Genomic DNA, 26,833 nt, shown 5'->3' with positions numbered 1-26,833 from the left:
CACACGCTGCTGCTGGCCCCCCGAGAGCTCAAACGGACGGTGTTCGAGGCGATCGCCCAAGCCGATGATCCTGAGTAACTCCGCGCCTTTCTCGCGAGCTTCATCGCTGTTCAACCCCGCGAAGATCATCGGCAAGGTGACGTTTTCCAAGGCAGTCATCACCGGAATAAGGTTGAAGGTCTGGAAAATATAACCGATCTTGCGGCAGCGCAGCCAGGCTAACTCGTATACGTCGAGCTGGGCGATATCCACCTCATCGATGTAGACCTGGCCGCTGGTGGGCTTGTCGAGGCCGCCGACCATGTTGAAGAAGGTGCTCTTGCCCGAACCGCTGGGGCCCATGATCGAAATGTACTCGCCTGCGGCGATGTCGATGGTCACGCCTCGCAACGCCTCGACCCGCTGGCACCCCCTGACGTAGACCTTTCTCACGTCGCGGGTGCGGATGATGCTGTCGGCCCGGTCAGATGGCATGCTCATTCCTCGACCCTCAAGGCCTCCACCGGCTGCATCCGGGCGGCGACGTAAGCCGGGTAGATCGCGGCCAGAATGGTGATCAGCGTACCGACGACCAACGCGGCGGCAAGGATCTGCAAAGCGTCAATCGCCAACGTCCCCAGCGGAATCGCCGCCGGGCCCACCGCCACCGCGATGCGAACCGTCGCCAGGAGAATGCCCAGCACGGCCCCGACGGCAGAACCGATCATCCCCGCGAAGGCACTCTCCAGAAAAAACAGACGTACCACGAACGAGTCGATCGCTCCGAGACATTTCATGGTCCCGATCTCACGGAATCGCTCGGTGACGCTCATCAGAACGGAATTGGCGATGCCAACGGTGGCCACCAGAATCGACAGTCCGGCAAGCCAGGTGTTGCGGCGCTGCTGGTTGAGCCGCGCGGTTTCGCTGCCCAGGTCGATGCCCGTACTTCGGGCCAGGGCGAAAACGGTGTTGGTGTCGCCGGTCCGGACGATCGCGTCGGCCAGCCGCGCCGAGGTCATCACCCCGGCCATGAAAGCCACCGCCAGCACTACCCCGGCCAGCGTCAGTAGCGACCGCCCCGGCCGCGTGCGGATCCCCGCCGCGCAGATGCGAATCGACTGCCCCCACGGCAGCACCACCTGCTTGCCAACCGACCCGTGATGACCGCCGGTTCTTGCGGACACGTCGAGAATCTCCAGGCACCATCAATGCAGGACACGGATAGCGGTATTGTAGAGAAACAGTCCCCGGTGGACAAAAGCATTTGCTTGGGCCCCCTCTCGTTATCGCAAGCCTGGGCATTGGCGCCGTCAAGTTGCGGGTAACGTTTGCCGCGAGGGCTCCAGCCACGAGCTACTGGCCACGCGGCGGGAGGGGCGGATGAGCTTGCGGAGAATGAAGGCGATGCGTTTGCGGTTGATCCAGATGGCCTCGAACATCTCACGGAAGCGCAGGTTGCGCAGGTAGACGTAGAGATATCCCTGGAGCTGGAGGCGCTCCATGGTCCGGCGGGGGAGGTTCTCCAATTCCAGGGCGTTGCCGATCTGCTTGTTGAAGTCTTCCCAGTTGACACCGATCAGCTTGTAGCCGCCCTGGCCGTGAGTAGCCAGCTCCCAGATCTCCGAGCCGGGGTACGGCACCATCAGACCGATGGCCACCGAGTTGGGGTTGACCTTCGCGGCCAGACGGATGGTGTCCCAGGCTGTTTCGCGGGTCTCGTTGGGATGACCGATGATGAAATACGCGGCAAAGTCGAGCCCGGCCTCTCGCAGCACGCGGGCGGCGCGCAGCACATCCTCCGGCCCGACGTTCTTTTTCATGCGCGCCATGATCTGCGGATTGCCGGATTCCACCCCGAAACCAACGCTGCTGAAGTTGGCCTCCTTGAGCAGCCTGGCCGTCGGCAGGTCGATGGTGTTGGCGTGCACGTAAGCCCAGAAACGGACCTTGCGGTTGATTCCCTCGGCAATGATGGCCCTGCACAGCTCGGCGGCGTGCTTCTTGTTGACCGTGAAAGTCTCATCATAGAAGTCGGTGACAGTGCAACCGAACTGTTCGATGTTGCGTTTGATCTCGGCAATGACGTGGGGCACGCTCCGGCGGCGGACCTTGCGACCATATGGTCGGCTGCAGAAGTTGCATCCGAACGGGCAACCGCGCTGGCTCATCACCGGGTACATGCGCGCACGCGGAAACAGTTCCCAGGCCGGCATGCCGAGGTCATCAAGGTTATCCGCAATCTCGCCCCGGCCGTTGACTCGAATCGCTCCTCCACGACGGCCGGCGATTCCCTGGATCTCGGCGGGATCACCGCCGTCGAAGACCGCCCGCACGAACTTGTGGAATGCAATCTCGCCCTCGCCGACCACAATGTAGTCGAAGCTCGGAAACTCCCGAAGGGTTCGCTCAGGCAGAAAACTGGCGTGGAAGCCGCCAAGGACGATGATGGTATCGGGACATTGGGCCTTGACCGCAGAGGCAATCCTGTGGGCGGTGACGATCATGTGAGTCATCGCCGTCAGACCAAGGATTCGCGGCCGACGCCCGATAATCTCCTGAATCGTGTCGTCCACGCTGAGTCGGCTCAGCTTCCCGTCGATGACGGAGCATTCCACTCCGTTCTTGATCAGGTAACCCGCCACCGACGCGATGCCGATCGCCGGATAATCCGGCGTGTCGTAGCACTCGCGGGGAACCTCCGCCGGCGGGTTGACCAGAAGAATGCTTTTGTTCATGCCTGGGTCCTCTCAACATGTTATCGGATGCCCGCCGGCAAGGGTGAAGTTGGCGAAGAAGGGTTCAGGGTTCGGTCAACCGTGATCCGCCGGCGAGGACTCTACCGGGAACCGATGAACAGGGTTCCCAGCGTGCGGAGCAGGATCGTCAGGTCCAGCTCGATGCACATGTGCTTGATGTACCAGAGATCAAGCTGAAGCTTGCGCTGTGCGTCCTCGACGCTGGCACCGTAGCGATAGTTGATCTGGGCCCATCCGGTCAGCCCTGGTTTGACCACGTGGCGCTCGTTGTAAAAGCGAATCCTGGCCGCCAGTTCATCGACAAACTCTGGCTGCTCGGGGCGCGGACCCACGACGGACATCGTCCCCGTCAGGATGTTGACCAACTGCGGCAGCTCGTCGATGCGGAGTTTTCGCAAGTAGCGCCCCACACGGGTCACGCGCGGATCATTGATCGCCGCCCAGGCGTGGCCGTTCTTCTCTGAACCAACCCGCATGGTCCGGAACTTGTAAAGCCGAAAGTGGCGCCCCAGCAGGCCCACGCGCGCTTGGCTGTAGAAGACCGGTCCGGGACTGTCGAGCTTGATCAACAGCGCAACCAACGGCCAGAACGGCAGTGTCAGAATCAGCCCGATGGTCGCCAGGACGATGTCCATGGCCCGCTTCATGATGAGCTGGGCCTCATGGTAGTGCTTGAAGTCGGCAAAAAGGAACCAGTTCGGCTCGAGCAGTGTTGCGGGCACCTCGCTGAGCACGTCCTCGTAGAAGGTCGAGAGATTCGTTACCCGGCAGCCGATCTTGAGGCAACGCAGGGCCTTGTCCACGGTCCACGGATTCTTTGACGCGACCCGCCCGACGACCACCTCATCCACCTGATTCTCCAGGCAGATTTGCTCGATTTCGTCCACCGTGCCCAGCACCGGGTGCTTGCCGATCGTGCGGCCGACCTCCAGAGCGTCAGTGCTGACGTATCCGACCAGTTGGTATCGTTTTGACAGGCCGTCGCCTTGGCAATCCGGCGACAACTGCGACTTGCGATCCGTGCCGACAATCACGAATTTGCGACTGTAACGGTTGACAGCGGAGCAAACCATCAGGCGGAAAGTCGGGGCCAGGGCAAGGTAGCTGGCCATCGCCAGGAGCATCACCCGGCGACTGTAGATCGAGTACATCAGGAAGTAGATGATGATATACGTCAGAGCTGCCGCCGTCGCCGCCGTCAGAAAAGAACGGGCCAGAATACGCGATCGGCGAAGCAGCGTCTTCTGCTCGTAAAGCCCGAAGACCAGCCCCGCAACGACCATGGCAGGCGCCTGAACCAGACACATCTGCCACCAGGTGAAGGGAACCCAGCCGCCCGTCGGCGTCCAAACCAGCGTGTGATAGGCCAGATACAAACCAAGCGACAGAATCGCCACATCAAAGGCGCTCCAGAGCATCCAGGGCATCTCAAGGAGCGTATTGCCGAACGTACCAAACCAGGTGCGACCAACGGCCGGTGCCGCTGATTCGGGTTTGACCAGCCGAAGATGAGCCCGCAACGGGAGAGTGCCTGGCAGCGAACCAGGTTTAATAAAAACGCTTTGCGTCGGGGAGTCCATACACGTCGCCCCTGCCCGGTTTCTTGGGCGTTGTTGTTATCGGCGCGATCGAGGGAGGCGATGAGCTACCGTCGCGGGCGGTTACGCGATTCACCACCGAGCAGAGAAAAGACAAGTGCCCCGCGAACGACTCCCCTGCCATGCATCGGTCCGCCTGAATATCGGACCTTTCTCCGCTGAGGGCGTGGGCCTTCAGAAGGCCCGAAAACCGTCGGCGTTTCCTTCAGTGGGCCCCACAGATGCCGATAAAACTATAGGGACTTTATTGGACCGACTTCCCGTACGCATGGAGAGCGAGTGGCATGTGCCCCAAGCCCGGACACGCGTTGTTCATGGCCGTCCTGTGTGTATCTGTTATGGCCGTCACCGCTGGTTGCAGTCAGCAGAAACTCGCCGCACCCGGGGCTTACTCGGGAGCGACCCTCTGCAGTGACAGCTTCGGCCTCACACACGTCCCGTGTCCGGCCACCGGCTTCGTTATCCTGGAAAAGCAGAAGAGCAGGGGGCGATTCCCATGCCGGGTGGCCGTGGCCAGGCTCGTTCCTGATCCGAAGAAGCCATTCTCAGATCCCCTGTCCACTGCGTGGGCACTCGGGTCGATCAAGAACGAGGATTCCACCTACTGGACCAGCTTGTTCAACACCATACCGGATATCCAGGGCGTCGGCATCATGGACCCGCTGAACATGGAACACCCTGAGGCTAACCTGGAGAAGATCGCTGCAACGGCCGCGGAGATGAAGACCGGTCTGTGTGTCATCTTCGGACCGGGCCCGGCGGAGTCGGGAAATGCCTGCGTCATCGGCGTGATCATGGACAACGCCCGCCGCGAGAGGATTGCCTGCGTCCAGGCCTTGGCCACTCCCGCGGACAGCTATGATCCTCCGCCTGACCGGATGATCGGCGACCAGCGGAACCAGGACGTGAACTACATCGCCGTCCGCAAGTTTCAGCAGCAAGTCCGCCGGTGCATCGAGGAGTTGCGATCCCGCGACATCCCCGCCCCGGCCACCCAGCCAAGCCCCTGGAAGACCGGCCGCGGCATCCGCTCGATGGACCAGCAACTCCCGCCCATCTACATCATCCCCAACCGGTCGATGGACTGGTAGGCTGAGGCCTTTCGGCAACCAGACTATTCGGCTATTGGATTGTTCCACTGCAAGGCCGTCAGACGGTTCGACTGCCGGGCTATCGCACCGTTCGGCTGTTGGGGTTTCCGCTTTCTGCTGACATATCGGCAGGTCGGCAACGGCGTCTGCGGGTATATCAGATCGTGGAACCGCCCCCCTCTTCTTACCGCCGGGCCGGTTGCGATTCGGCCGTCTGGATCGGCAGCCACGGCGGGGGCCACGGCAGACCGGCCTTGGTCACCGCGTCGATCACCTGTTGGCGGTTCCACTCGACCGGCTTTTGCAGCCAGTAGGTCATCGGATAGCACTGGTTGATGCCCGCATCGCGGGTGAGCTTCTCGTAAACCAAGTCGAACCGGTAAATGGCTCCGCCCGCATCGGGCAGCGACGCAAGAGTAGCAGTCTCTGTGTCGTTAATCAGCGGGAAGATCGCCGCTGGTTTGGTCCGGTCCGGGAAGGGGAGTACCTCGATCTGGTCCTTGCGTTGAAGCCACTTGAGCACGCCGTGGCTGGTATACAAGTAGGTTGGCCCCTCGATCTCAGGATCAGAGATCTCATAGATTTCGACAGGACCACCCAGGGCCCTGGCGCAGAGCTGGCTTAGATCAACGAATCTCCGACTGTCATTCTGGTTGTGCACCATCCACGTTCCATCGCACAGCATGACTCTTACCGCACGATCATGGCTGCTGCCGGGAAACCATACGACGTCTCGGACGGATTCGGCCTTGGCCAGCATGAACTCGGCGAATTCGTCCAGCACCGGCCGAATCCTTCTGAGCCACGATCTGTGCACGTCATTGCCCTCCTCGCATTCCTCGCCGACCCGGAAGCGGATCAGCCGTGCCCAGCTTCGCCGGTCGGCATTCAGAACGTATGCCGTCCTGTTATCTCCCAGGACAACGACCGTCTTGCCCGAATCCGAACACATGATATTACCCGAGATGTCCGGGTCCTGGTCACCACGGTGATCGTGATCAAAGCTGTATCCGTGTATGGGAGTCCATGCGCGATCAGGAAGCGGGATTTCGCTGATCTCCAGAGTGTCGGGTCTTGCCCAGCCCATTCGATTGTCACGGGTCAACAGAAGCCAGCCGCCGGATGGCACTCGCAGAGCGTACTGCGTGCCGACAAAGGGGGTCGGAGTCTCCGTTAGGTTCACCGCGCGGTCTCTCAGGAAAAGCGCGGCCTCACGTTGACTGGCCACATAGGACGCATCTCCTCGCGATGCGGTGCTGCTTAGCAGCGAAAGAGCGGCATCGTAGTCACCCTGAAGCATCAACAGACCGAGGCTCATGCTACGTATCCTTGCGAGGAACCGGACCTTGTCGCTTTCGGGCACCGCTTTGGCCAATGCCACCGCCCGGTCGTGGATCTGTGTCAGTTCGGCGAGGTCCGGCCGGGGCAGATGGCTCAGGACGGTGAATGCCCCGTCGTGAGTCCACGGGTCCCGCGGTGATCGGGCAAGCAGATCTCTCGCATACTTAGCATAATCCCCGGCCAGATCCCGCCAGCCGATCATCATCGCCTCGGTAGCCGGGTCAGATTCAGGCTTAAAACGCCTGATCAGAGACCGGGCCTCGTCAAGTTGACCATCCAGGGCCAAAGCGCCGATGATGCGTTGATGTCGCCAGTTAGGGTAGATGGGCTTCCCGGATTGCGCCTTGGTACGTAGCCACAGCCGGATTGCAGAATCCGGCTCGCCGGCGTCGAGCAGGAACTCCGCCAGCGAGTAAGGCTTGAGCAAGCCTGTGGAACAGGAAACGGTGAACTCGGCATCCACCAGGTACCGGCAGGCCGCAGAGGTTTCGGTCCCCATCTTGAGCGTGCTGAGAGCCGGCAGCAGGTAGTCAAACACAGCGCACGCGAGGCCACTGTTGCCCGACGTCCTGGCTTTCTCGATCAGATCCAGCCAAGCTGAGACCGCCTCCGGATAGCGGTGAAGAACTCGCTGCTGGTAGCGAGACAACTCTCCAAGAGTGGGTATGTGCTCTGGATACTTACGGGCGGTCTGCTGCAGCAGGTATAGACCGAGGTACCCATCGGTGTTCTGACCAGGCGAAAGCTTGCTCGGATCAAACGCGGCCAGATAGTCCACCCACGGAACGCGTTTGGGCTCCGCTGCGAGTTGGCTGACGCATTCATCGAGAATAGACAGAGCCTCTGCGACGTCACCGGAGTAGTAGACGCAATGGGCATAGATCAACGGGAGCAGAGCAGCCGACCGGTACTCAAGGCCGGCTGCCACGGCGTCCTCGAACAGCCTCCGGGCCTGGCCATACCGCCCATCCCGACATGCACGAAGTGCCGCCGTTAGCACAGAACCATATGACGCTTTGTAGTCGCAGAGGAATATGCCGATCTTGCCGGGCTGCGCCGTCACAGTGCGCCGGCCGGTCTGACCGATCACCTCAATAGTCCGCTGCTTGTTCTCAATATCCGCGGATATCTTGTAGAAATCAGATGCCGACGAAATCTTCTGATTGTTTACCGCGACGATGACATCACCGATACCGATCTTCAGATCAACGGCCTGGGAACCGGGACTGTATCTCCCGGGATTGGGCAGCCATGATACAAGAGCACCATCTGACAGGCTCTCAATCAGTCTGTTCGACCCGATGGGCACAGCTGGGCCGGTGGGGGCCTGATCCTCGCCGAAAGTAACCTGCCATGCGCCTTCAGAACTGTAGGCGACCAACCCATAGAGCGATGATCGCGTCAATCTGCACCCAAGTATCTTCTTATCGAGCGGGCTTTTCCTGACCAGTTGCGGCACGCTCAGGTCCACGGTGAACCACTCTTTTCCGATTGCGTGCAGCAAATTCCCTTCGACCACGGCGGTCGTGGGGGCGACAAACTCCCAGCAGGGCTTGTCGAGCGCGATCACTTCTCGAAGCTCAGTGTCCGGGAGGCGGGCCGCGGCTACGATCGGCACCAACGGCATGTGTACTTCTCGATAGGTTAAGACGTAGACCCGGTCCGGACCGACGACGTAGGTCCAGTCACTGCCCCATTTTTCTGGCAAGATCGTGACCTGCCGCGTGGCCGGGTCCACAAGCAAGGCCGGCGCTCCCCCGGGCGGCCCTTCACCCCAGTTGCGCCGGCCCACCAAGACCAGCGGCGTTTGGCTCCTGCCCGACGGAACTGGAACCGCGAAGACGGGCTGAAAGCCACGTTCGGCGCCACTGGGTTGAGTCGACGCCTTGCCCCGAGCGGGTAGTACCTGCCGAGCACTGTGGAAGACGTCGACGCTCTTGTGCAGGCCTTTCTTCGCGTCCCCGCTAAGTTCAATTGTGGCAATCCAGGACTGAATTCGCAGTTGCTCACCTGTGCATCCCACCACGCAGACCCGCCCTGGGGCAAGTGGGGCGATCTTGCAGCCCTCCTTCATGTCAGGAAAACCGTCCGGCTCGCCAATGACCGCCACAGACTCCCATGAGATACCATCGAGCACCTGGAGACAGGTACGTGCTCTCATGTCAGCTACCCAGAGATACTGCCCATCCCATGCGAAGTCACCTCGCGCCGGTGCCCACTTCTCGAACGTGCCAAGGTTTTTCCTTTGCCATGGTCCGGTCATGACATTCAGGCCGCCATAAACGAACGCATCACGCCGGTCATCCAAGGCCAGCCATTGACCGTTTACACGAAGCGGGTATGGCGAGCAAAATCGTGGGTCGGAATCTGAAATCGCCGCAAACCAGATCTTGTCGTCCTTGGAGCCGACAGCACTCATATCGACGCGGTTTGGCCGGCGTTGTTCTCCTTGTCGCAAGAATTCAGGAACACTGCGAAAACGCTCGTAGACCGCCCACATCTGTGGGGGAGGAATTGGCTGTCCAGGAAAAGCCCTCCGTGCAATGGCATCGACTTCCTGCCGAATATCAATGCCTTGGTCGGTGTCCTGATCTCTCAGCATCGCCAGCAGGCACTCGACCACAAAACGTGTCTTTCCTTCCTGTCGTGCTGCAAGCTCCCCCAGGAATTGTTGGCGTGTTGCCTCTGGCTGCCAAAACACGCGGCGGTTCAGCTCAAGCGTTCTGTACTGAATGGCAAATGAATCATCGAGCGATTCTGTCGCCAGGATGATTCTGCGAATGATCCCCAGTTGTTCTTCCTGCGTCGCCCAATCGGGACTGCACGCCATAAGACACCCATCGACGAGGAGCTGCTCGCGGTTTTCCTGTGCTCCCTTCCCACCGACACGATCACTACAAAGCAGATGAAGCACCAAATCCAGATACCGATCCGATAGGTTCCGCATGAGAGGCTTAAGAGTTGAGGGGTCTTGTTTCCAGTCGTAGGCGGAGCGGTAAGGATATCGTCCTGACACTATAGTAAGAAGCCGCATGAGCGGCCAGAGCTCATCGCCGGCGAGCGAACGGGTACGCGACAGGTGCCTGGCATGATTGATTGCTGTGAAGCCGCATTGGATGAAGTCCCTCAGCGGAACCGGCCCTGCGTTAATATCATAGGGTCGAGTGGCGATGCCTTTTCGGGCGTTGGCGTTCTGCTCCGCACGAAAGTCTTCCTCCCATTGAGAGCGTCGTTTCTGCCACACAGACACCATCTGTTCGTACGAATCGATGGCCATTGCCCGCAGTTCATGCCGCCCCGGGTCCAGCAACAGCGCCGCCTCGGCCATGCGAATCGACGATTCCCACTCGCCGACGAGTCGATAGGCCTTGCACCGCTCCTCCAGCAGATCGGCCTCCAGGGCAGTTGCGCCATTGACCGGGGCCTGCCGCGCGCCGCCGCTCACCTTGCGGGCCAGTTCGGTGCAGGATTCACGCAGAAACGATGCGGCGGAGTCTGGATGGATGGCCTCCTTGTCTATCGAGGCAATGGTCTCCTGGCCGTGACGAAGCTCCAGGTGGAAACTGACGGTCCGATTCCCGGTCGGGCCGGTCATCTTGTGCCGGCCGTGAAGGTAATAGGGCAGAGACCTGGCGACCGATGTCTCCCCTTCGCTCACCGCCAGTTCACGGGCCACTTCTGCGGCGTGGGCCAGATCGGCCATCACCACGCCCGGCAGGTGTGAAAGAGTTTCCTCAACCAGTTGTGCATAGGCGCTCTGATACTGGAGCGAATCCGGCGAAAGATCCTCGGCCTCGAACGGCGGCACGGCAAAGACGTGTTTGACGCCCGCCCCCAGGGTCCCAGCCACCTGGCTGGTGCGCCGGGCCAGCAGGGAGGCAATCTGTTCGGCCCGGTCGTCCCAGACCAGCCGCTCGCTTCCCAGGCTCAGCCCGTGGCGCGTCTCCACGAAGCCAGCCTCAATGACCTTGCCTTCCTTGACCTGTCGCGTTTGCAGCAGCACCAGCATTTGAGCCCGCAGCACCTGTCCCCATTCCCGCCGCGACTTCGGCGTACTCTCGGCCAGGCTCAGAGACAGCGAGTGCTCAGCTAGAATCCGGGTGATCTCCGCCCGTTCCACCAGCCGGACCCGCGAATCCTGCGACAGCTTCGTCTCCAGCAGAGCCACCACAGGCGACGAGTCCAGCCCGGCCGTCGCCTCGGCCAGAACCGCACAGGTGGGCTCGGCTGGCACTCCGGCCGGTTGACCCGCTGCCGCGGGCAAGCTCGGCGCCGATGCCGCCGGTGCGGTATTCGCCCCAGTGGCGAGAACAAGGACAAGTGCGCACACAGACACTTTGAGGAAGAGGCATCCGTCCAACAAATCATTCTCCTCCCGTGACACGCGCCTGATCGTGTTCAGCGCACACGCAGGACTACCGATGCGCCGTCACTTCTTTTCCGGATCCGCGGCTGCGTCGTTGCGAGCCGGCAGCGTCTTGTTGAAGTGCTCCAGCAGCCGGACGCCCATTACCCGGCCGGCCTTTTCCAGGGCCTTCTTGCCGGCGATGTTCTCCGAGAGGTCGACGGCGCGGGTGGTTTCGCGCTGGGCGAGGATGATCTTACCGTCCTTGCGGCCGATCATGTTGATCTCGGCGCGGGCCGAGCAACTCACCAGGTTGCCGATTCGGGCGGCGAACTCGCTGAAGGCCTCGCCGGTGATGATCAGGTCGGCGTCTTGCAGGCCGCGAGGCCACGACTGCACATCCTCCTTGCGAATGGCCCTGGCCCAGTCGGCCAGTTCGTTCTGGGGCACGTCCGGAATGTCGAAGCCGCACTCGCGGAGCATCATCTTGACCTCGGTCTCGACGGCCGGGTCCACGGGCTGCACGAGTGGGGCGGCCCTCATGTGTTCCTCAGTGATGATCACCACAACCTTCGGCTTGGGACGACCAGCCAGCTCCTTCTTCAGCTTGGGGAGCGGATCGATTCCATCATCACTGGCCACCAGCCTGGGGCCGGCCTTTCGCAAGCGGTCGGCAATCTCGGTGGCCAGCGAAACGACCAGATTGCCCACGTCCGCGCCACTCTCATCTTTGACCAGTACCCCCTCGACCAGGGACGTCTCGGTCCCGATCAGCTTGGCGGTGATGAACACCTGCTTGCCGAGCATGAACGCCTTGCCGGTCACCAGAATCCGCGCCCCGACCAGCTTGCCCACCTGGACGGCCTGCTCCGTGCTGACCACCCCCGACAGGTTCAATTCGTGCTCCTGCAGCGCCCGAGCCAGCGTGGCCCGGTCCACCAGGGTGAAGCCCGGCTCACCCGAAAGCACGGCCGTCAGAACCTCGCCGATCTGCGGCCCTAGGTCGGGCATGGCAGGGTCCTTTGCGCCAAAGTCGAGAATCGCAACGGTCAGCGGGCGAGAAGCTTCACGCCCATCCTCCTGGCCCGCAGGCCGCGAGGCCGTCGCCTCCGCCGTCACCGAGGGGCGCGACTCCGCGGCCAGGGCGGGCGGCACGACAAGCAACATCACAGTCACAGCCAACACGCTTGTGAAAACGGCTATTGTTCTCATGGCGTAGCTCCAGAGGGTATAGCAATAGTGGACACCGGCTGCGAGGCAGCCGGACGCAATACCTGACGTTCGGTCGGCCGAGGCGTCGGCTCCGGTCGCGTCCCGACGTAACTGACCACATTCTCCAGGAACTGTTGCGTGCGAGGGTCCGTGTCCCACGGCCCCAACGGTATCTGGCACATGATAAGTCTGCCCTTCCCAACCGCCTTCACCGCCAGCAGAGCCTCGATGGGGCCCGGCTGCGAACCCTCGACGACCGGCGGCCAGTAGCCGATTTCGAGAACCGGCTCGTCAGCCGGCAGCTCAATCGCCCAGACCTCTTGCCCCAATCCATCCAGCCAGGATTCCGGGTCGCCGGTCCTCAAGCCGCTCATCAGCAGGTGGCCGCTTCGCCAAGTGGGTCGGGTACGTGCCGTCCGGCGGTTCAACGCGTAGCCGGCAAGAAACCGCGGGCGCGTTTGCTCGAAGAACACGACCGTGGCTCCCGCTTCCGAAAGGGCAATCAGCGGCGACTGGTCAAACACCGCGTCGCGCAACTCGTCCGGCCCAACCAGAACCACATCCGCCCCGGATAATTGAAGGTCTGCCGCTTTCCGGATTCGTCTGAACTCCAAGCCGGCTTGGGTCAAGGCGTCGGCCAAGCCGTCCGCCGTGTCCCAGACCGCGACCCGCTTGTCCTGCAATCGACCTTTCAGGCGGTCCGGTCTGGGTGACGGATAGACTTGAATGACCGCTTCGCCCGTGTCAATCTCCTTGCCGTCACTTCGCTGATAAAGGCGATACACCCAGCGCATTTGCGTCCTGGCCCGCACTTCCGGCGGTGTGAGCGTCACCACACTAGGTCTGCTTCCCCTTTGGACGGCCAGTCGATCGCCGGCCACACGAACTTCCCCGATCAACAAGTCCCAGACAAGCACAGCCTCGGGCTGTTCGAACCGGGCGACCCAATGCAAGGATATCGTACCGGCCTGGCCCCCGTACCAATGGCCCTCGTTTGACAGAATCAACATCATTATTCTCGCAACGATCATAGCGGCGCCGACGATGCCTTTGCCTCATAGATACCCACGTGCACGTCATAACGTCCCGAAGAAGTAACCAGTTGCCCAGCAGAAACGATCTTGCCCGATGGCAGCCGCAGGTTTGTCGCCAGCACGGCTCCGTTGTCACGTTGCCCATTGGTGGAACCGACCTCGACACGCAGGCCGAGATACTTCGGATCCGTCTCCGATGTCATCAGTTGGTAACGCACAAGCGCACCATCCTGCGAAGGCACGGAAACTCGGGCCATGTGACCCGGAACAATGACCAGGTCGGCGCTGGAGAAAGACGACTGGTCCTTCAGCAGACTCAGCCTTACCAGCAGCAGGGATGTCCCTTTGCCAGTCGGGGCCTGCCCGATGCCCATGTCCGATCGCCGATCCGAAATCAGCACCCAGCCCGCACGGTGGTCAAAAACCTCCGAAACCTGGTCGAAGACCTCGACACGGTCGGCGATTTCCTGAGGCGTGAGGGCTTTGACGACTGCCGTTCCATTGGCTGAAGGCGCAGACCGATCAGGCGCACTGTCACCCCCTCTACTCCCTCCGAGGTACAAGCCCCAACCCACAACGGCCATGGCCAGAGCGGCGGCCATCGCCGGCGGCACCCACCCAAACCGCCGGCATGGCTTGGTCATTCGATCGATCAGTCTGTTTTCAAATGCCGCCCAACCGCCCGCTGGCTCGGCGTCCCCTGCCGCCGGCCGGCTGGTCAACCGCAAGCGGTCGAAATCGGCCATGGCCGACCGACACTCGTCGCAATCGGCCAGATGATTCAATGTTTCCATCAACCTCTGGCGGTCAACATCATCCCAGTCGTATTGCAGTAGCTCATCTCTGACCGAGTTACAGTTCATCGTTGAGTCATCCTTTTCCATCATCACGTCGCATCTGATTTGTCGTGTCTGGCTGCCGTGCTTCCCGACGGCAGAAGCAACGTCGGCACGAAGACCGTTGGAGGCCGGCTGATTCCTCAATCTGCGGCGTACTGACCGGCCAACAAACCCCGAAGACGTTCCATTCCTTGATGAAGCCGCCTGGAGACCTCGGAGGCGCTGCAACCCAGCAGTGATTTCACTTCGTTGCCGCTCATGCCGTCCAACAGCCGCAACACGACAACCATTCGCGTCTGCTCCGGCAATTGATCAAGCGCATCCTGCAGTCGTTCCCGGAACTCGGCTCGCTCGCACGGTTGTCGACAATCCTCGTCGGGCACCGGATACAGGTTCCTGGCACGTTGTTCACTCTTGCGTCGTCGAACCACGACCAGACTCTCATTCACCACCACCTTGGCCAGCCAGGCCCGCATGGCCTCCATATCGCGGATCCGGCCGCGGAGCTCCCAGGCCCGTAGAAAAGCCTGCTGGCAGACATCCTCGGCAGCTTGAACATCACGCACAACCCCGTAGGCCAAGCGGAAAAACAGGCGACTATTGCTTTTGACCTGAGCAATAAGTGCTGCCTCGGCGTCCTTCGTGAAATCCGCGAACACTGTCAATGTTTCACCCTTCCGGTCCGTCGCTGTTCTGCCTATTAGGATGCGCCAGGATACCGCGATTTCGGACAACCGGCACAGTTTTGTGGCCAAAGCCAGGCCCAACCAATTGATCACCCATAAAACCATCTGCGACAAACAATTACGGCGCACCCAAGGCGAACCGCCTTCTTCCGGACCCCAACCCAAGCGCACCGCGGTCCGGAAACACGCGCGCAAGCCACCCAAATGTCTGGCCGTAAGCTTCGAACCCCGGCATGGGATGAAATCCTGAGCAGCGATGAACGCATGCCAACAGTTGCCGAAGCACCAGCAAGCCTGACGGAAGCCCGGAAAGATAGCCATCGTAACCCGCTTCTTGCGGGCACACTCTCCGAGCCAACGGCTCTTCGCCGTGCTCCGTGCCTCTAGGCCGATCACGGGGCGTAGGGATTGACACGCGGGGCTCGGGGAACGTACCGGAGAGGGACCCGTACGAGCTGCTCCGTGGATTAGGCGGGGAATCCGGTCGATAGTTCCCAGGCCCCCGACCCGGCAACAAACGAACCGTGCCCGTCTGCGTAGGCGACGCTGATACCGCCGTTCTTGCCATGCCGCTCGATCGGAACCGCCACGATGACCTTTGCGTTCACCTCGTTGAGAAAGGCCGCGCCCTGGGCCGACCGGAACCATGTCGGTACCCACTGCCCGGCCCGGATCCTGATGCTGCCGTCACTCTTGAGAGCCTGGCTCCTTTCAAGTGTCTCGTGCCCGGCATCGGTGAACATCGCAACCTCGGACGAATTGGCGATCCGGCTCATGATCCCAAGGGCCTGGTCCTTCCAGCCCGAGCGGGTGCAACACTGGCCCTGCCTTGCCCCGAAGACATCCTCATTGATGGCATAAGAGAGTACTCCATAAACGTGCTCCGGCGAATTCGTCTCCCGAATCGAGAACTTGTCTGCAGGACAATAAAGGGGCTCGTGTTTGCCGAATCGCCTGAAGTGATATTCCGGCTGCTCGGTATCCGGATACCCCTTCAGATAGGTCGTTTCGTCCAGGAAGTACTGGTGGGTATTCCGGACCGAAGGCATCCCCAATTCGCCTGCGTACGCCACAGGCCAGGGCTTGAGATACGGCTTGTGGGGGTTCTTCAGTACGCCGTCCTCAAACCACCCATTCTGATATGCGTAAATGCTGTGGTCAGGATCCACGGCATCCACATAATCCCAGTCCGCGTAAAGCTGGCCGCGATCCTTGTGCGTGGCGGAAAAGGAGAGGACGGCCTTGGCCAAGTGCGACATGTTCGAAAGACAGACCGAGCGCCGCGCCTGGGCCCGGGCTTGTGACAAAGCCGGAATAAGAATGGCCGTGAGCAAAACGACGATTGCCACCACCACCAGGATCTCAATCAAGGTAAACGCTGTGCGCCGATCAGGGTCCGCCGCAGGTCGAGCACCCCGCAAGCGGCCGGCGCATCGCATTACAGCGCGCCTTGTGTCTGCCGGCATTCCGCGAATCCCAATGATGCAAAGGTATCGCCGCTTCATCACAGCGTCGGAACCTTCGTCCATGCCCCGGCATTCTGAGCCCGCGATGGAACCATTGCCACACGGCATTCGCGAACACACAGGGTGATCGGACATGCACGCCATGCCATTCCCTTACCCCGACGCGTGACAGCAACGGAACGGACCTGTCGGGCTCGTCAATGGAAAGACGTTTCACCCAAATGGGAACGCAGACTCTTTCACAGTGCGAGTCGAGATTCCTGCCAGTCGTTGACCAGCAAGATACCGGTCCCGCACCGGGATTGTCTCCGCCTTTGTATTCAGTCTAAGGCATTTCGGGCGCGGATCAAGATAAAACCGCGCCGGGTTGGCACCAGAGGGTGCGTGACAGTCTGGGCGGGCATGTCAACCGGTCCAGGTTGGGCGATCAACACTCTTCATGGGGTTTCCCCGCCAAAGGCAGGCCGGCCGTGATACGCCCGGTTGGTGGTCGCCCGCGGTTCTTCTTCCTTTCCTGGTGAATCACGTTTTCTTGTGGAGTTTCAGGATGGCTCAAACCGCGCGGGCGGCGGCTGCAAGAGCCGCAGGAACCAGTCAACCCGGCAGCCCGGGTCCAAGTTCCTGCCCGACCTGCGAGATCACGCAGGCGTGCTTTCCGGAGGCGGTCGCGGGGATGTGGTCCCGGCGGTTGAGGCGGATCCTGACGTCGCTTCCCAGCCGGCGGTGAAGCCCCAGCAAGATGGCACGTTCCGAGTCGACACTGAAACGGGCGGTGGGAACCACCTCGACGTCAAGTTCGTCAAGCGACCGTTGAGTAATCCGGAACTGGCGGATGCCGTCGACCTCGCGGAGCACGTAGATCAGGGCAAGAGCGTGCATGCGGCGAATCTGGCCGCCGGCACGGCAGACAATCTGATCGGTCAGGCGGCCGCGAACCTCGGCCAAGGCAGCCAGTGATACGCCACATTCGCACTGACCCCCCGAAACCGGCCATGCGCGGGCCAGGTCGCCGGTGCGATAGCGGATCAACGGCATCGCACGGGTTTCCAGGTGTGTCACTACCACCTCACCGACGTCCCCCGCCGCAATGGGTTCACCCTGCTCATCGAGCAGTTCGATGACGACGTTCTCCTGTGGAATGTGCAAACGGCCGGCCGGGCAACCGAGCGCCAACAAGCCGCCGTCACGACAGCCGTATTCGATGACGACGGGAGCACCAAACGCCGAGGCGATCACCTCGCGATCAGGCTCGACCAGCACCTCGCCGGTCACGAAGACCGCTCGCAAACGTGGCGAACCCAACGATCCCGGCGCCAAGCCCTTGGTCAGCGCATGACGTGAGAGAAGCGCCAGGCTGCCGGCATATCCGTACAGACAAACGGGACGCACCGCACGGATGCGATCGATGTACGCGTCCATGGTCGTGTCCGTCATGTCGAAGGCGTTGAGCACATACTGATTCAGCAGGGCATCCCGCCACCGACGCAGACGATCGTTGGCCGCCAACTCGATCGGCGCGCCCCAGAGGAGGATTTCCGGGTCACCTGGCTGCACGCCCCACCACTGTCGTGCCCGCCAGCGAGCACCCCCATCGGCCGCCTGGCGGAACCGGTCGAAATAGAACTTGAGCGGCTCGCCGCTCGAACCGCCGGTGTTATAGAGTCGCGGTCCGCCGCGAGGGCAGCCGAACCAGGTCATCTCGTCGCGATGCTCCCGGATATCCTCTCGCGTCAAGAGAGGCAGTAACCCAAGAGCGCTCAGACCAAGTCGCGGATCGTTCGCGTCGATACCCGCCTGACGAATGCGCCGGCTATGGAACGGACAATGCTCGCTTGCGGTCGAAAGCAACCGGCGCAGTTTGCGCTCCTGGATCTCGCAGATGACCTCCGGCGGCAGATGTTGCGTGCGATTCAATTCCGCCAGCCGGCGCATGGTATCGCGCCGACAAAGCCGCTCGGTCAGCGGCCAGAAGACCTGTCCGGCGAACCAGCGGTTCATGTCGTCGCCTCCGCCATCGCAGCCGAAGCGTCGATGCCGACCGGCGACTGCCGACCCGCCGGCGCCGCCCGCGCTGCCAGCACGCGCTCGAATACCGCGTGTACCTCTGCTGCAACCTGCGCCCACGTGCGAGCCCCGCCCGATGACGCAATGAGAGCTCGATTCCACGGCCTGACAAGAGCGGATCGCAAGGCACCGGCGAGAGCATCGAGATCGCCGTCCCGGACGATCATGCCGAGCTCGTCGGAGGAGATCTGCTCAGGGTTGCCGCCGACGTCCGTGGCTACCACCGGTGTCCCGGCCGCGAGGGCCTCGGAGATCGAGTTGTTCCAGCCTTCAATCCGCGACGAATTGACCATGACGTCCGCGGCGTTGTAGAGCAGGTTGAGCCGTTCACTATCGACGAAGCCGAGAAACTCGACACATCGACAGCCGGCTTCATGATTGCACCGCTCGATCATCCGCAGAACCTTTCGGGCAAACCACCACTCGCCACGACGACTGCCCACCAGTACCAGACGAACATCGCCCAACGCCTCGCGCAGAGCCGGCAAGACGACGAGCAACCGATCAAACCCTTTGAGTCGCTGTAAATGACCGACGGCAAGAACATACCTGGCGGTTTGATGCCAGCCGAGAGCGATCCTGGCCCACTGACGGTCGACCAGGCGATACACGTCCGGTCGTATGCCGTTGGGGACCACGTCAACATTCAGGTCGCTGCCGGCAACCTTGTGAACCCACCCAGCCAGGCTTCGACTGACCGCAATGCGGGCATCGACGCCGCGAAGCATGGCCGCGATCTGCATCCGGCGAAATGCGCGGCGAGAAAGCCGAACGATCTTGCCCCGCACCGTAACGACCACCGGAATTCCCAGCCTCCGACCGGCCAGCCAGGCGCCCACGCCGTCGGGATACACAAAATGAGCATCGATCAGGTCCACCGGGGGCAGGCCGGCCTGCCTCTGTCGCGCAAGAACCCGCAGCAACGTCCCGGCGTACGCGACACCGTCGGTCGCCCAGCCGATCATTGGAATGCTGACCAGGCGCGGGTAAGTTACCGGAAGCGGTTCATTCCGAGCAATGGTTTGTTCGCCGCAGCGAAGCAGCGGACACCACGGCTGAGGTGAAACCACGCTGAGGCTGACGTCAGGATGCTGCGCAAGCGCTTCCGCGCGACGTTGAATGAAGATGCCCTGATCCGGCCGGGCAAGCGTGGGATAGCACAGTGTTGTGGTCAGGATGTTCACGCCGGCATCCCCCCGCAAACGGCGGCCTCGGGCGATCGAACGCCTGTGCCGCGTCTCAGGATGCGACCGTCTTGCCCTTCCCTCACCGGGCCGGGTCCGCGCGCGTACTGCCGCGCCCACAGCTCCAACGACAACAGAGCCCACAGAATATGACCGTTGGCGCTGATCCCGCTCTGGTGTCGGGCGAACAAGGCGCGAACCGCAACCTGGTCTATCCACTGAGAACAGACCGCTTCTGGGGACATCAGCAGGTCGCTTGCCATCGGCCGCAGCGGCCCCCGGAACCATTCGTTGACCGGCACGTCGAAGCCTTTCTTGCGGCGACCGGCGACGTCGGGCCCCAGCCAGCGCCGGACCGTGTCGCGGAGTACCACCTTGTCGCGCCGACCATCCAGCTTGAGCCAGGCGGGCATCCGGGCGGACAGCTCCACGATACGATAGTCCAGAAGCGGCGTGCGAACCTCGAGACCAACGGCCATGCTCGCCCGATCAACCTTCGTCAGGATGTCGTCGACCATGAGGGTCTTCATGTCAACGTAAAGCAAACGATTGAGCAGCGACGACGGGCAACGGGCGAACAGGTCGCGCCCGCGCGCAAACGGATCATACCCGACTACGCGGCACCGCATTTCCGGCCGCAGCAGCAGATCGGGCAACATTCCGGCCGCCAGAGAAGTGCTCCGCAAATGCGCGGTAATATCATCACACGCCAGGTTGCACAACGTCGCTTTGGCCCGCAGCGAGCGGGGCAACCAGTCGGCCTTGGGGTAGATCCGGCCCATCGCTCCGGCCGTGGAACGTCGCAACCAACCAGGCCACATCTCGCGGATCGTCGCTTCCGCCAGGTCAAACCGGTATCGCCGGTAGCCGGCCAGCATCTCGTCGCCTCCGTCTCCCGAGAGCGCGACGGTGACGCGCTGCCGCGTGATCTCCGAGAGCCGCAGCAACGGCACGGCACACGAATCGGCAAAAGGTTCGTCAAAATGGCGGGTCAGCCGTTCAATGGCGGCGGCCGCATCCGATCGAACCAAGACCTCGCGGTGATCGGTATCCAGTCGGTGGGCCACGACGCGGGCCGCCTCCCGTTCGTCACAGCAAGGTTCGTCGAACCCGACCGTGTGAGTCAGTACCGGGTCTTGGGAGCAGCGGCACATGGCGGCGACGACGGCCGATGAATCAACACCGCCGCTGAGAAATGCCCCCAGGGGCACGTCCGACATGAGTCGCATGTCGACCGCATTCTCCAGCAGCGAGGCAAAGTCCTCCGTCCAGCGTCGTCCGGCTCGCTCGTCGGGCTTTGCGGAATCAGCATCCCCGAATGGAATATCCCACCAGCGGTGAACCGAGGTACCGGAGCCGGTGCAGACGGCCATACAGCCCGGTTCCAGCTTGCGCACGCCGCTGAAAATCGTCTTGGGCGCCGGCACGTGGCCGAACGTGAGGTAGTCCGCCAATGCCAGAGGATTGATTCTTCGCTCGAGATCGCCGCAGGCCAGTACGGCTTTCAGTTCCGATCCAAACGCGACGCGGCGACCATCGTCGGTCCAAAAGAGCGGCTTGACGCCGAGTCGATCGCGAACCAGTACCAGCCGCCGCGAGCGAGAGTCCCAGATGGCGATCGCGAACATGCCGTTGAGATACTCGGGGAACGAATCACCGTGGTCTTCGTACAAGTGTGCGAGCACCTCGGTATCGCAACGCGTTCGCAAAACGTGGCCGCGAGCGCGAAGCTGCTCGGCCAATTCCAGGTGGTTGTAGATCTCGCCGTTGAAAACGACCTGGATGGTTCCATCCTCATTGGACATCGGCTGCCGGCCGTCCGCCAGGTCGATAATGCTCAACCGCGCGTGCCCCAGACTGGCATGGCCGTCGACGTAGGTCCCCATCTCGTCCGGCCCGCGATGACGCAGGAACGCAGCCATATCGAGGCCCGCGGACGTCTCGTGGGGCCGCAACCCGGCAAATCGCACCAGGCCGGCTATGCCGCACATTCGGGCTCCTCCGGTGCCGTCGCCGGCCGCTTGGTGTGGGGTAGAGCCAGCGAATGATAGATCGTGGAATACCGTCTGGCGCAAGCTTCCAGGTCGTGTCGCTCCATGACGACTCCTCTCGCCGTCTGGCCGAACCGTATACGGGCTTGGTCGTCGTCAAACGCTGCCGCAAGCGCTTGGGCCAGAAGGTCGGCCCGGTCCGGCGGCACCAGCCAGCCGGTGCGACCAGGCTCTACCAGCTCCCCGTTGCCGCCAACGTCGGTCGCCACCACCGCGAGCCCGCTGGCCATGGCCTCGAGAATCGCCATGCTGCATGCCTCGTAACGGCTCGATGAAACGAACAGATCCGAAGCCCGCAGCAACGCGGGTACATCATCGCGGTTGCCCAGGAAGGACACCGACTTGTGACACTCCGTGGTCTCCGCCAGGTTGTGCCACTCCCGGCGGAGGGGCCCGTCCCCGACCAGCAACAGACGAGCATCGCGCTGGTCAGCCGACAATTGCCGCCAGGCATCGAGCAGGACATCGATTGCCTTGATCGGCACGAGGTTGGCCACGCAAATGGCCACCTTCGAGCCGTCGGGGATCTCCAGTCTCCGGCGGACGCGCAGGCGTTCATCGGCGGAAGCGGCCGGATGGAAACGGTTGACGTCAACCCCGTTGGGAACTGCAACCATCTTGGCGGCCGGGATATGCCATTCCCTGATCAACCGATCGGCCGCTTCGCGCGAAACCGAAATCACGGTGGCCGCCCTGCCCACCGCCCAACGGTTCAGCCAGCGTCGGATCCGACCCGCCGGGACCGTGTCCATCTGCCCGTGGAACACGAGCGAAAGCTTGGTCGAACGCGAGCGGCCGACGGCTCGGGCCGCGTCCACCCACGCCCCCGTGCTCAACGCCTCGACCACGTCGGGCTCGAAATCGCGAATCACCTGCCGTATCTGCTTCCAGCAACTCCAGTCTCGCGCCTTGTGCCTCCCGAGCACCCAGGTGGTCGCCAGCGACTTGCACTGCGAGAACAAGCGGTCGTCCGCGGCTCTCAGAATGCACACCCCGTGGGTCACGCGGCAACCTTCGCCGGCCCCGCCGACCGGCGTTGAGGCCCTCATCAACTCGATCAGGAAACGTTCCATCCCGCCGCTGAACAACGAGGGAATCACGTGCAAAACGCGAATACGCCTCAGGCTGCTCGGACTGCGGGCATCCGTTGGCCGGCCCGGTCCCGCCGAAGTGCCCGTCGTCATGCCGGTTGCCCTCCCATGACAAGTTCGGGCTGCAACCGGTCCCCTCGAGGAATCCAGTCATCGAGCAATGCCCGAACGGTCGCCTTTTCGCACACTTCGTCACGAATCTCGTTCTCGACGGCACGCTTCAGACAAACCGGCAGGATGACCATCCACCAGAAACCCTCCGTGTAAAAGCGGCTGGTAAACATGCCGCCGACCAGGTAAACCAGCAAGGCCATCCGGTTGGCGAACACCAGCATCTCAAACATGGCCGGGTCCGATAGATACCGGCGAGCCCGTCGTCTCAATCGCGAGAGCGTTCCCCAGGCCATGATCAGCGTCAACAGAAAACAGGCCAAACCGGGAATGCCCGTCTCGGCGGCACAGAGAATGAACGAGTTGTGGGCGTCCCGGGCGATCATGTTCACCGATTCGGTGGCGGGGTTTCCATAAATCCGCCGCAGTTCGGGCGTGGTATAGCGATTCGTCATCCGCTGGAATTGCCCGATGCCCACGCCGAGCGGCCTGTCTTTGATCATTTCCCACGCCGATGCCCAGATAAGCAGGCGGGCTGCTGACGAGACTTCGCGCTCCTCGCGGGAGCTCACGATCGTTTTCATTCGCTCCCAGAACCACTGATCGCTGAGCTTGACGCTGCCCAGCAGGCCAAGCACCAGCACACACGCGGCCCAACTGCGATAGCGACGAGGCACGTACCAGACGGCGGTAAGACCCGCGACCAGGCCGGCGATGAACGCCGATCGCGCACGACACAGCAGGATCGCATTGACACCGTAGCAGGCGGCAAAAAAAGCCAGTACCCTGAATCGCCAGTACTTCTGCCACAGCAAAACAGCCGTAAACGGCAGCAGAGCCAGCAGGTGAATCGCCAGGCCCGTCGACTCGCGAAAGTCGGGACCCCCGATACCGTCCAGCCGGTTTTGCAGAAAAGCCCCCGGCGGCGCATTCTTGGCTTCATAGCCGAGGTACAAGGACATGACCGTGAATACGATCAACAACAGCCAGACGTGCCGCCGCGTCACCACGACGTGGCTCATCATGAAGGCAAACAGAAAGACCTTCCACATCTTGTCGATCACGAAATCGGTACGCTCGTTCCAGGCGACACCGGTCACGCCTGACATGAGCATGCTCAGAAACACCAACAGCATCCCCCACTCAACCGGATGCGCGACCTGTCGTCCATAACGCAGGCGATTGAGGTTGACAATCACCCCGACCGTCAGGCAGGCGGCGATAACGTATGCGTAGCGAATGCCCAGCGGTTCAAGGTACTTGCCCCACCAGGTCGACTGCGGATAGACGTTGTACAACACGATGTAGCACAACACGCCGGCGATGGGCACGAGGAGGGAGGCGCCCGCGCTGCCAAAGAAATAGAGCAAGAAAGCGATGCTACGAAGGGGCATGAGTGAGCGCCTCCATCTCTTCGACCTCGCATCGCCTGTAAGTCTCATCCTGTTTGTCACTGCCGCCGTCCGAATCCGCCGGTGCGGCCGTCTCTCCCCGGAGAACGGCAAGGAATTCCACGGCCACACGGCTCCAGGAGAAGCGGGCCCGCACCATATCAAGCCCGGCCGATCCGATCCGCCGGGCCCTCGTCGGGTCAACCAGAAGGCTGAGCAACTCCGCGGCAATTCGCTCGGGGCCGTCGGCAATGATGATGCCGAAGTCTTCACCGACCGGCAGACCGCCGGTCGCGATTGAGGTCGCCACGACCGGACAGCCCGCCGCACACGCCTCCAGGATCTTGTTCTTGATGCCCGTGCCGCCCAGCATCGGCACAACGGCGGTCTGGGCTCGCTCCAGCCAATCCCGCACGCTTGGCACCCAACCGGTCACCGTCACGTTCGACAAGTTGGCCAGCTTGCACACGTCCGGCGTCGGATTGGCTCCCACGATGGCCAGCGTCGGTACCCGGCAATGACTCGATCCTGCCGGGCCGCAACGATACGACGCCAACACAAGGGGCCAGACCTTGCGGGCCACGAAGCACGCCGCGGTCTCATTGGCGGGAAAACTCATGTTGCCGGTGAAGACCACCAGCGGTTCGCGAGGCCGCCGCTCGGCTGCGCTCGTACTGGCCTCCACGCCGTTGGGGACTACCACGGCCGGCCGTCCCGAAACTCGCGCAAGGCGCGAAGCATCCTGCGGAGCCACGGCCGTCAGCGCATCAAAGCGGCTCAGGACACGGCAGCGCACGACTTGCATGGCAGCGGCCGCCTTCATGCCGGTCAAAGATCGGCGATAAGCCCGCGTCGCGCTGCGATGCAGTAACCACGGGTCGTCGATCAGATCGCAAACGATTCGAGGCCGCCGGTTTTCACCCCGCGTCTCTGCCGCTGCGAGCAAAGGAGCAACCGAGGGCATGTCAAAACCCGCAACCACGTCTGCCGAAACGCCCAGGCGGGCAATTACCTCGGCAAAACCCTCGTCATAACCCAGGAACGACAGCGATCGACGAACCAGAAACGGCTCACAGTGAAAAGCATGGTTCTCAGGACAACCCCCCTTGACCCTGCCGGCAACCTGCACCTCCACACCAGGCATGACTCGACGAGCGGCGGCCGCAATGTGCTCGTTGGACGCCACGCAAAGGACTTCGCAATTCGATTGCAGCGCGGGCAGAACGTGCGCAATACGCAGGTTCCGGCCGTGGGCCAGGTTCGAAACGTCAAAAGGCAGCGGAACCAGCAGCCTCATGCGCACTCCTCGGCAGTCATGCTCACGAAAGGTGATTCATTCATGCCCGGCCAACGCAAGTGCGACCGTTCGCGAGCGCTGCCGCGAAGCGCCCGCAGCGTACGCTCCAGAGTCAGCTCGATGCTGAAGCACCGCATGACCGACTCGCGTCCGTTGCCTCCCATCCGCCGACGACCTTCAACATCGGCGGCGAGTGCGGTGATCGCCCGGGCCAGTTCCGACGGCTCGAAGCCGCGGAGCAGCCACCCGTTGTGCAAGTGCCTGATCTGCCGGGTCGCGCCGGAAGTCGGCGTTGCGATCACCGGCCGCCGACACGCCATCGCCTCGGCCAGAGCCAGGCCGAACGACTCGGTGCGGCTGCTCAGTACGAACGCATCCAGCGCGCTGTAAAAAGACGGCATGTCCTCGACGAACGACACGAATCGAATCGCGCCGGCCAGGCCCCGATCGGCGGCCAGCCGGACCAGCGGATCTTGCTCGCTGCCCCGGCCGGCAATGACCAGGAGAAGGGACAACCCCTCCCGCCGGGCAATCGACGCCGCCTCGATTAATAAATCAACGCCCTTCTCACGCGAGAGTCTTCCGGCCGCGCCGACGACAAACGGGCGAGGCGAAACCGCATCGATGCCCCACTCATGATGCCATCTCTGACGGCCCGTCGCATCGAACTCGAAACGCACGCAATCCACGCCGTGCGGAATCGCGAATACCTTGTCGCGACAAACGCCTTGCCAACGGACGATTCGCTCGCGATCGTCTGCGTTGAGCGTGACGATCGCCGTTGCCCCCGTGCCCGCCAGTCTGTGCCTGAGCATTTGCGGCAGCCGCCAGCAGTGCAGCCCCTCAAGCCGCCCGCCCAACCACCTGGCCGGCAGGCGACGATGGTCACAAGCATCGACCATCTGGTGAACCCATGCCGCCGGAACGGACACCCGCCTCGCCAACCACGGCAGGATCCAGAATCGCGGCCGGCCGCACGCGTTGATGATCACGCCGTCAGGGTTCTCTCGCCGAAGCACGGCGGTGAACTCTCGCGCCAGACCGCCAAGACTGGCGGTACGCCGCGGATCCACGACATCGAGTCGAATGCCGTTCTCCCGAGCGATATCGAACACCGCCTGCCCGCAACCCGGCCGGGGCAGCCAGCATATCGAGGCATCAAGACCTCGCCGTCTCGCCGCCAAAGCCATCGCGATGATGTATCGCTCCGCGCCGCCGAAGCTCGGAGCGTCGCTGACGAACATGAGTTGACGAACCATCCGCCCCATGCAGTCTCACTCTTCGCGGCCGGCAT

Annotated in this window: 18 protein-coding genes; 1 reads left to right on the top strand and 17 read right to left on the bottom strand. The window is 62.2% G+C overall.

Features of this window, described 5'->3' with window-relative positions:
* The 4 genes from PLL20_12535 to PLL20_12520 all read right to left on the bottom strand — a co-directional run.
* The coding region (locus tag PLL20_12535; GenBank protein HPD30818.1) for an ATP-binding cassette domain-containing protein at window positions 1-474 on the bottom strand (474 nt) is incomplete at its 3' end.
* Between the two features lie 2 nt (window positions 475-476).
* Window positions 477-1,166: an FtsX-like permease family protein gene (locus PLL20_12530; protein ID HPD30817.1), complete on the bottom strand. Its 690-nt coding sequence runs from the start codon at window positions 1,164-1,166 to the stop codon at window positions 477-479.
* Between the two features lie 126 nt (window positions 1,167-1,292).
* Complete coding sequence (locus PLL20_12525) at window positions 1,293-2,717, bottom strand: radical SAM protein (GenBank protein ID HPD30816.1); 1,425 nt, start codon at window positions 2,715-2,717, stop codon at window positions 1,293-1,295.
* A gap of 101 nt (window positions 2,718-2,818) precedes the next feature.
* The gene (locus tag PLL20_12520) at window positions 2,819-4,156 is read right to left on the bottom strand and encodes a sugar transferase (GenBank protein HPD30815.1); all 1,338 of its coding nucleotides are present in this window, start codon (window positions 4,154-4,156) and stop codon (window positions 2,819-2,821) included.
* Window positions 4,157-4,620: 464 nt separating this feature from the next.
* Here PLL20_12520 and PLL20_12515 point away from each other — a divergent pair, with 464 nt between their 5' ends.
* Window positions 4,621-5,427: a hypothetical protein gene (locus tag PLL20_12515; protein ID HPD30814.1), complete on the top strand. Its 807-nt coding sequence runs from the start codon at window positions 4,621-4,623 to the stop codon at window positions 5,425-5,427.
* Between the two features lie 184 nt (window positions 5,428-5,611).
* Here the strand turns inward: PLL20_12515 and PLL20_12510 are convergent, their stop codons facing one another.
* From PLL20_12510 to PLL20_12450, 13 genes are all read right to left on the bottom strand, one after another.
* The gene (locus PLL20_12510; GenBank protein ID HPD30813.1) at window positions 5,612-11,002 is read right to left on the bottom strand and encodes a hypothetical protein; all 5,391 of its coding nucleotides are present in this window, start codon (window positions 11,000-11,002) and stop codon (window positions 5,612-5,614) included.
* A 195-nt stretch (window positions 11,003-11,197) separates the two neighbouring features.
* Window positions 11,198-12,325, bottom strand: coding sequence for a CsgG/HfaB family protein (locus PLL20_12505; protein HPD30812.1), 1,128 nt, complete (start codon window positions 12,323-12,325; stop codon window positions 11,198-11,200).
* Complete coding sequence (locus PLL20_12500) at window positions 12,322-13,161, bottom strand: hypothetical protein (GenBank protein HPD30811.1); 840 nt, start codon at window positions 13,159-13,161, stop codon at window positions 12,322-12,324. The genes PLL20_12505 and PLL20_12500 overlap by 4 nt, the downstream gene beginning before the upstream one ends.
* Before the next feature lie 191 nt (window positions 13,162-13,352).
* A complete protein-coding gene (locus tag PLL20_12495; GenBank protein ID HPD30810.1) occupies window positions 13,353-14,222 on the bottom strand; it encodes a hypothetical protein in 870 nt (289 codons plus the stop codon).
* Window positions 14,223-14,338: 116 nt separating this feature from the next.
* Complete coding sequence (locus PLL20_12490) at window positions 14,339-14,857, bottom strand: sigma-70 family RNA polymerase sigma factor (protein HPD30809.1); 519 nt, start codon at window positions 14,855-14,857, stop codon at window positions 14,339-14,341.
* Window positions 14,858-15,351: 494 nt separating this feature from the next.
* Complete coding sequence (locus PLL20_12485) at window positions 15,352-16,323, bottom strand: prepilin-type N-terminal cleavage/methylation domain-containing protein (GenBank protein ID HPD30808.1); 972 nt, start codon at window positions 16,321-16,323, stop codon at window positions 15,352-15,354.
* 621 nt (window positions 16,324-16,944) lie between these two features.
* Window positions 16,945-18,348, bottom strand: a complete 1,404-nt coding sequence (locus tag PLL20_12480; GenBank protein HPD30807.1) for a phenylacetate--CoA ligase family protein — start codon at window positions 18,346-18,348, stop codon at window positions 16,945-16,947.
* Window positions 18,345-19,598, bottom strand: coding sequence for a glycosyltransferase (locus PLL20_12475; GenBank protein HPD30806.1), 1,254 nt, complete (start codon window positions 19,596-19,598; stop codon window positions 18,345-18,347). Before PLL20_12475 ends, PLL20_12480 begins: the two co-directional genes overlap by 4 nt.
* A complete protein-coding gene (gene asnB, locus PLL20_12470) occupies window positions 19,595-21,589 on the bottom strand; it encodes an asparagine synthase (glutamine-hydrolyzing) (GenBank protein HPD30805.1) in 1,995 nt (664 codons plus the stop codon). Before asnB ends, PLL20_12475 begins: the two co-directional genes overlap by 4 nt.
* A complete protein-coding gene (locus PLL20_12465; GenBank protein HPD30804.1) occupies window positions 21,577-22,833 on the bottom strand; it encodes a glycosyltransferase family 4 protein in 1,257 nt (418 codons plus the stop codon). The genes asnB and PLL20_12465 overlap by 13 nt, the downstream gene beginning before the upstream one ends.
* On the bottom strand, window positions 22,830-24,245 hold the full coding sequence (locus PLL20_12460) for an O-antigen ligase family protein (GenBank protein ID HPD30803.1): 1,416 nt from the start codon (window positions 24,243-24,245) through the stop codon (window positions 22,830-22,832). The genes PLL20_12465 and PLL20_12460 overlap by 4 nt, the downstream gene beginning before the upstream one ends.
* Window positions 24,232-25,539, bottom strand: a complete 1,308-nt coding sequence (locus PLL20_12455; protein ID HPD30802.1) for a glycosyltransferase family 4 protein — start codon at window positions 25,537-25,539, stop codon at window positions 24,232-24,234. Before PLL20_12455 ends, PLL20_12460 begins: the two co-directional genes overlap by 14 nt.
* Complete coding sequence (locus tag PLL20_12450; GenBank protein HPD30801.1) at window positions 25,536-26,807, bottom strand: glycosyltransferase family 4 protein; 1,272 nt, start codon at window positions 26,805-26,807, stop codon at window positions 25,536-25,538. The genes PLL20_12455 and PLL20_12450 overlap by 4 nt, the downstream gene beginning before the upstream one ends.
* Between the last annotated feature and the right edge of the window lie 26 nt (window positions 26,808-26,833).

The sequence above is a fragment of the Phycisphaerae bacterium genome, from assembly GCA_035384605.1.
Lineage (GTDB): Bacteria > Planctomycetota > Phycisphaerae > UBA1845 > PWPN01 > JAUCQB01.
Note: the sequence above shows the minus strand (reverse complement) of the source record. Positions and strands in the feature narration are given on the sequence as shown.

Coding starts and splice junctions, on each gene's coding strand:
- PLL20_12525 (HPD30816.1), bottom strand. CDS start 2,717: ATGAACAAAAGCATTCTTCTGGTCAACCCGCCGGCGGAGGTTCCCCGC.
- PLL20_12520 (HPD30815.1), bottom strand. CDS start 4,156: ATGCTCTGGAGCGCCTTTGATGTGGCGATTCTGTCGCTTGGTTTGTAT.
- PLL20_12515 (HPD30814.1), top strand. CDS start 4,621: ATGTGCCCCAAGCCCGGACACGCGTTGTTCATGGCCGTCCTGTGTGTA.
- PLL20_12505 (HPD30812.1), bottom strand. CDS start 12,325: ATGAGAACAATAGCCGTTTTCACAAGCGTGTTGGCTGTGACTGTGATG.
- PLL20_12495 (HPD30810.1), bottom strand. CDS start 14,222: ATGAACTGTAACTCGGTCAGAGATGAGCTACTGCAATACGACTGGGAT.
- PLL20_12485 (HPD30808.1), bottom strand. CDS start 16,323: ATGCGATGCGCCGGCCGCTTGCGGGGTGCTCGACCTGCGGCGGACCCT.
- PLL20_12480 (HPD30807.1), bottom strand. CDS start 18,348: ATGAACCGCTGGTTCGCCGGACAGGTCTTCTGGCCGCTGACCGAGCGG.
- asnB (HPD30805.1), bottom strand. CDS start 21,589: ATGTGCGGCATAGCCGGCCTGGTGCGATTTGCCGGGTTGCGGCCCCAC.
- PLL20_12465 (HPD30804.1), bottom strand. CDS start 22,833: ATGACGACGGGCACTTCGGCGGGACCGGGCCGGCCAACGGATGCCCGC.
- PLL20_12460 (HPD30803.1), bottom strand. CDS start 24,245: ATGCCCCTTCGTAGCATCGCTTTCTTGCTCTATTTCTTTGGCAGCGCG.
- PLL20_12455 (HPD30802.1), bottom strand. CDS start 25,539: ATGAGGCTGCTGGTTCCGCTGCCTTTTGACGTTTCGAACCTGGCCCAC.
- PLL20_12450 (HPD30801.1), bottom strand. CDS start 26,807: ATGGGGCGGATGGTTCGTCAACTCATGTTCGTCAGCGACGCTCCGAGC.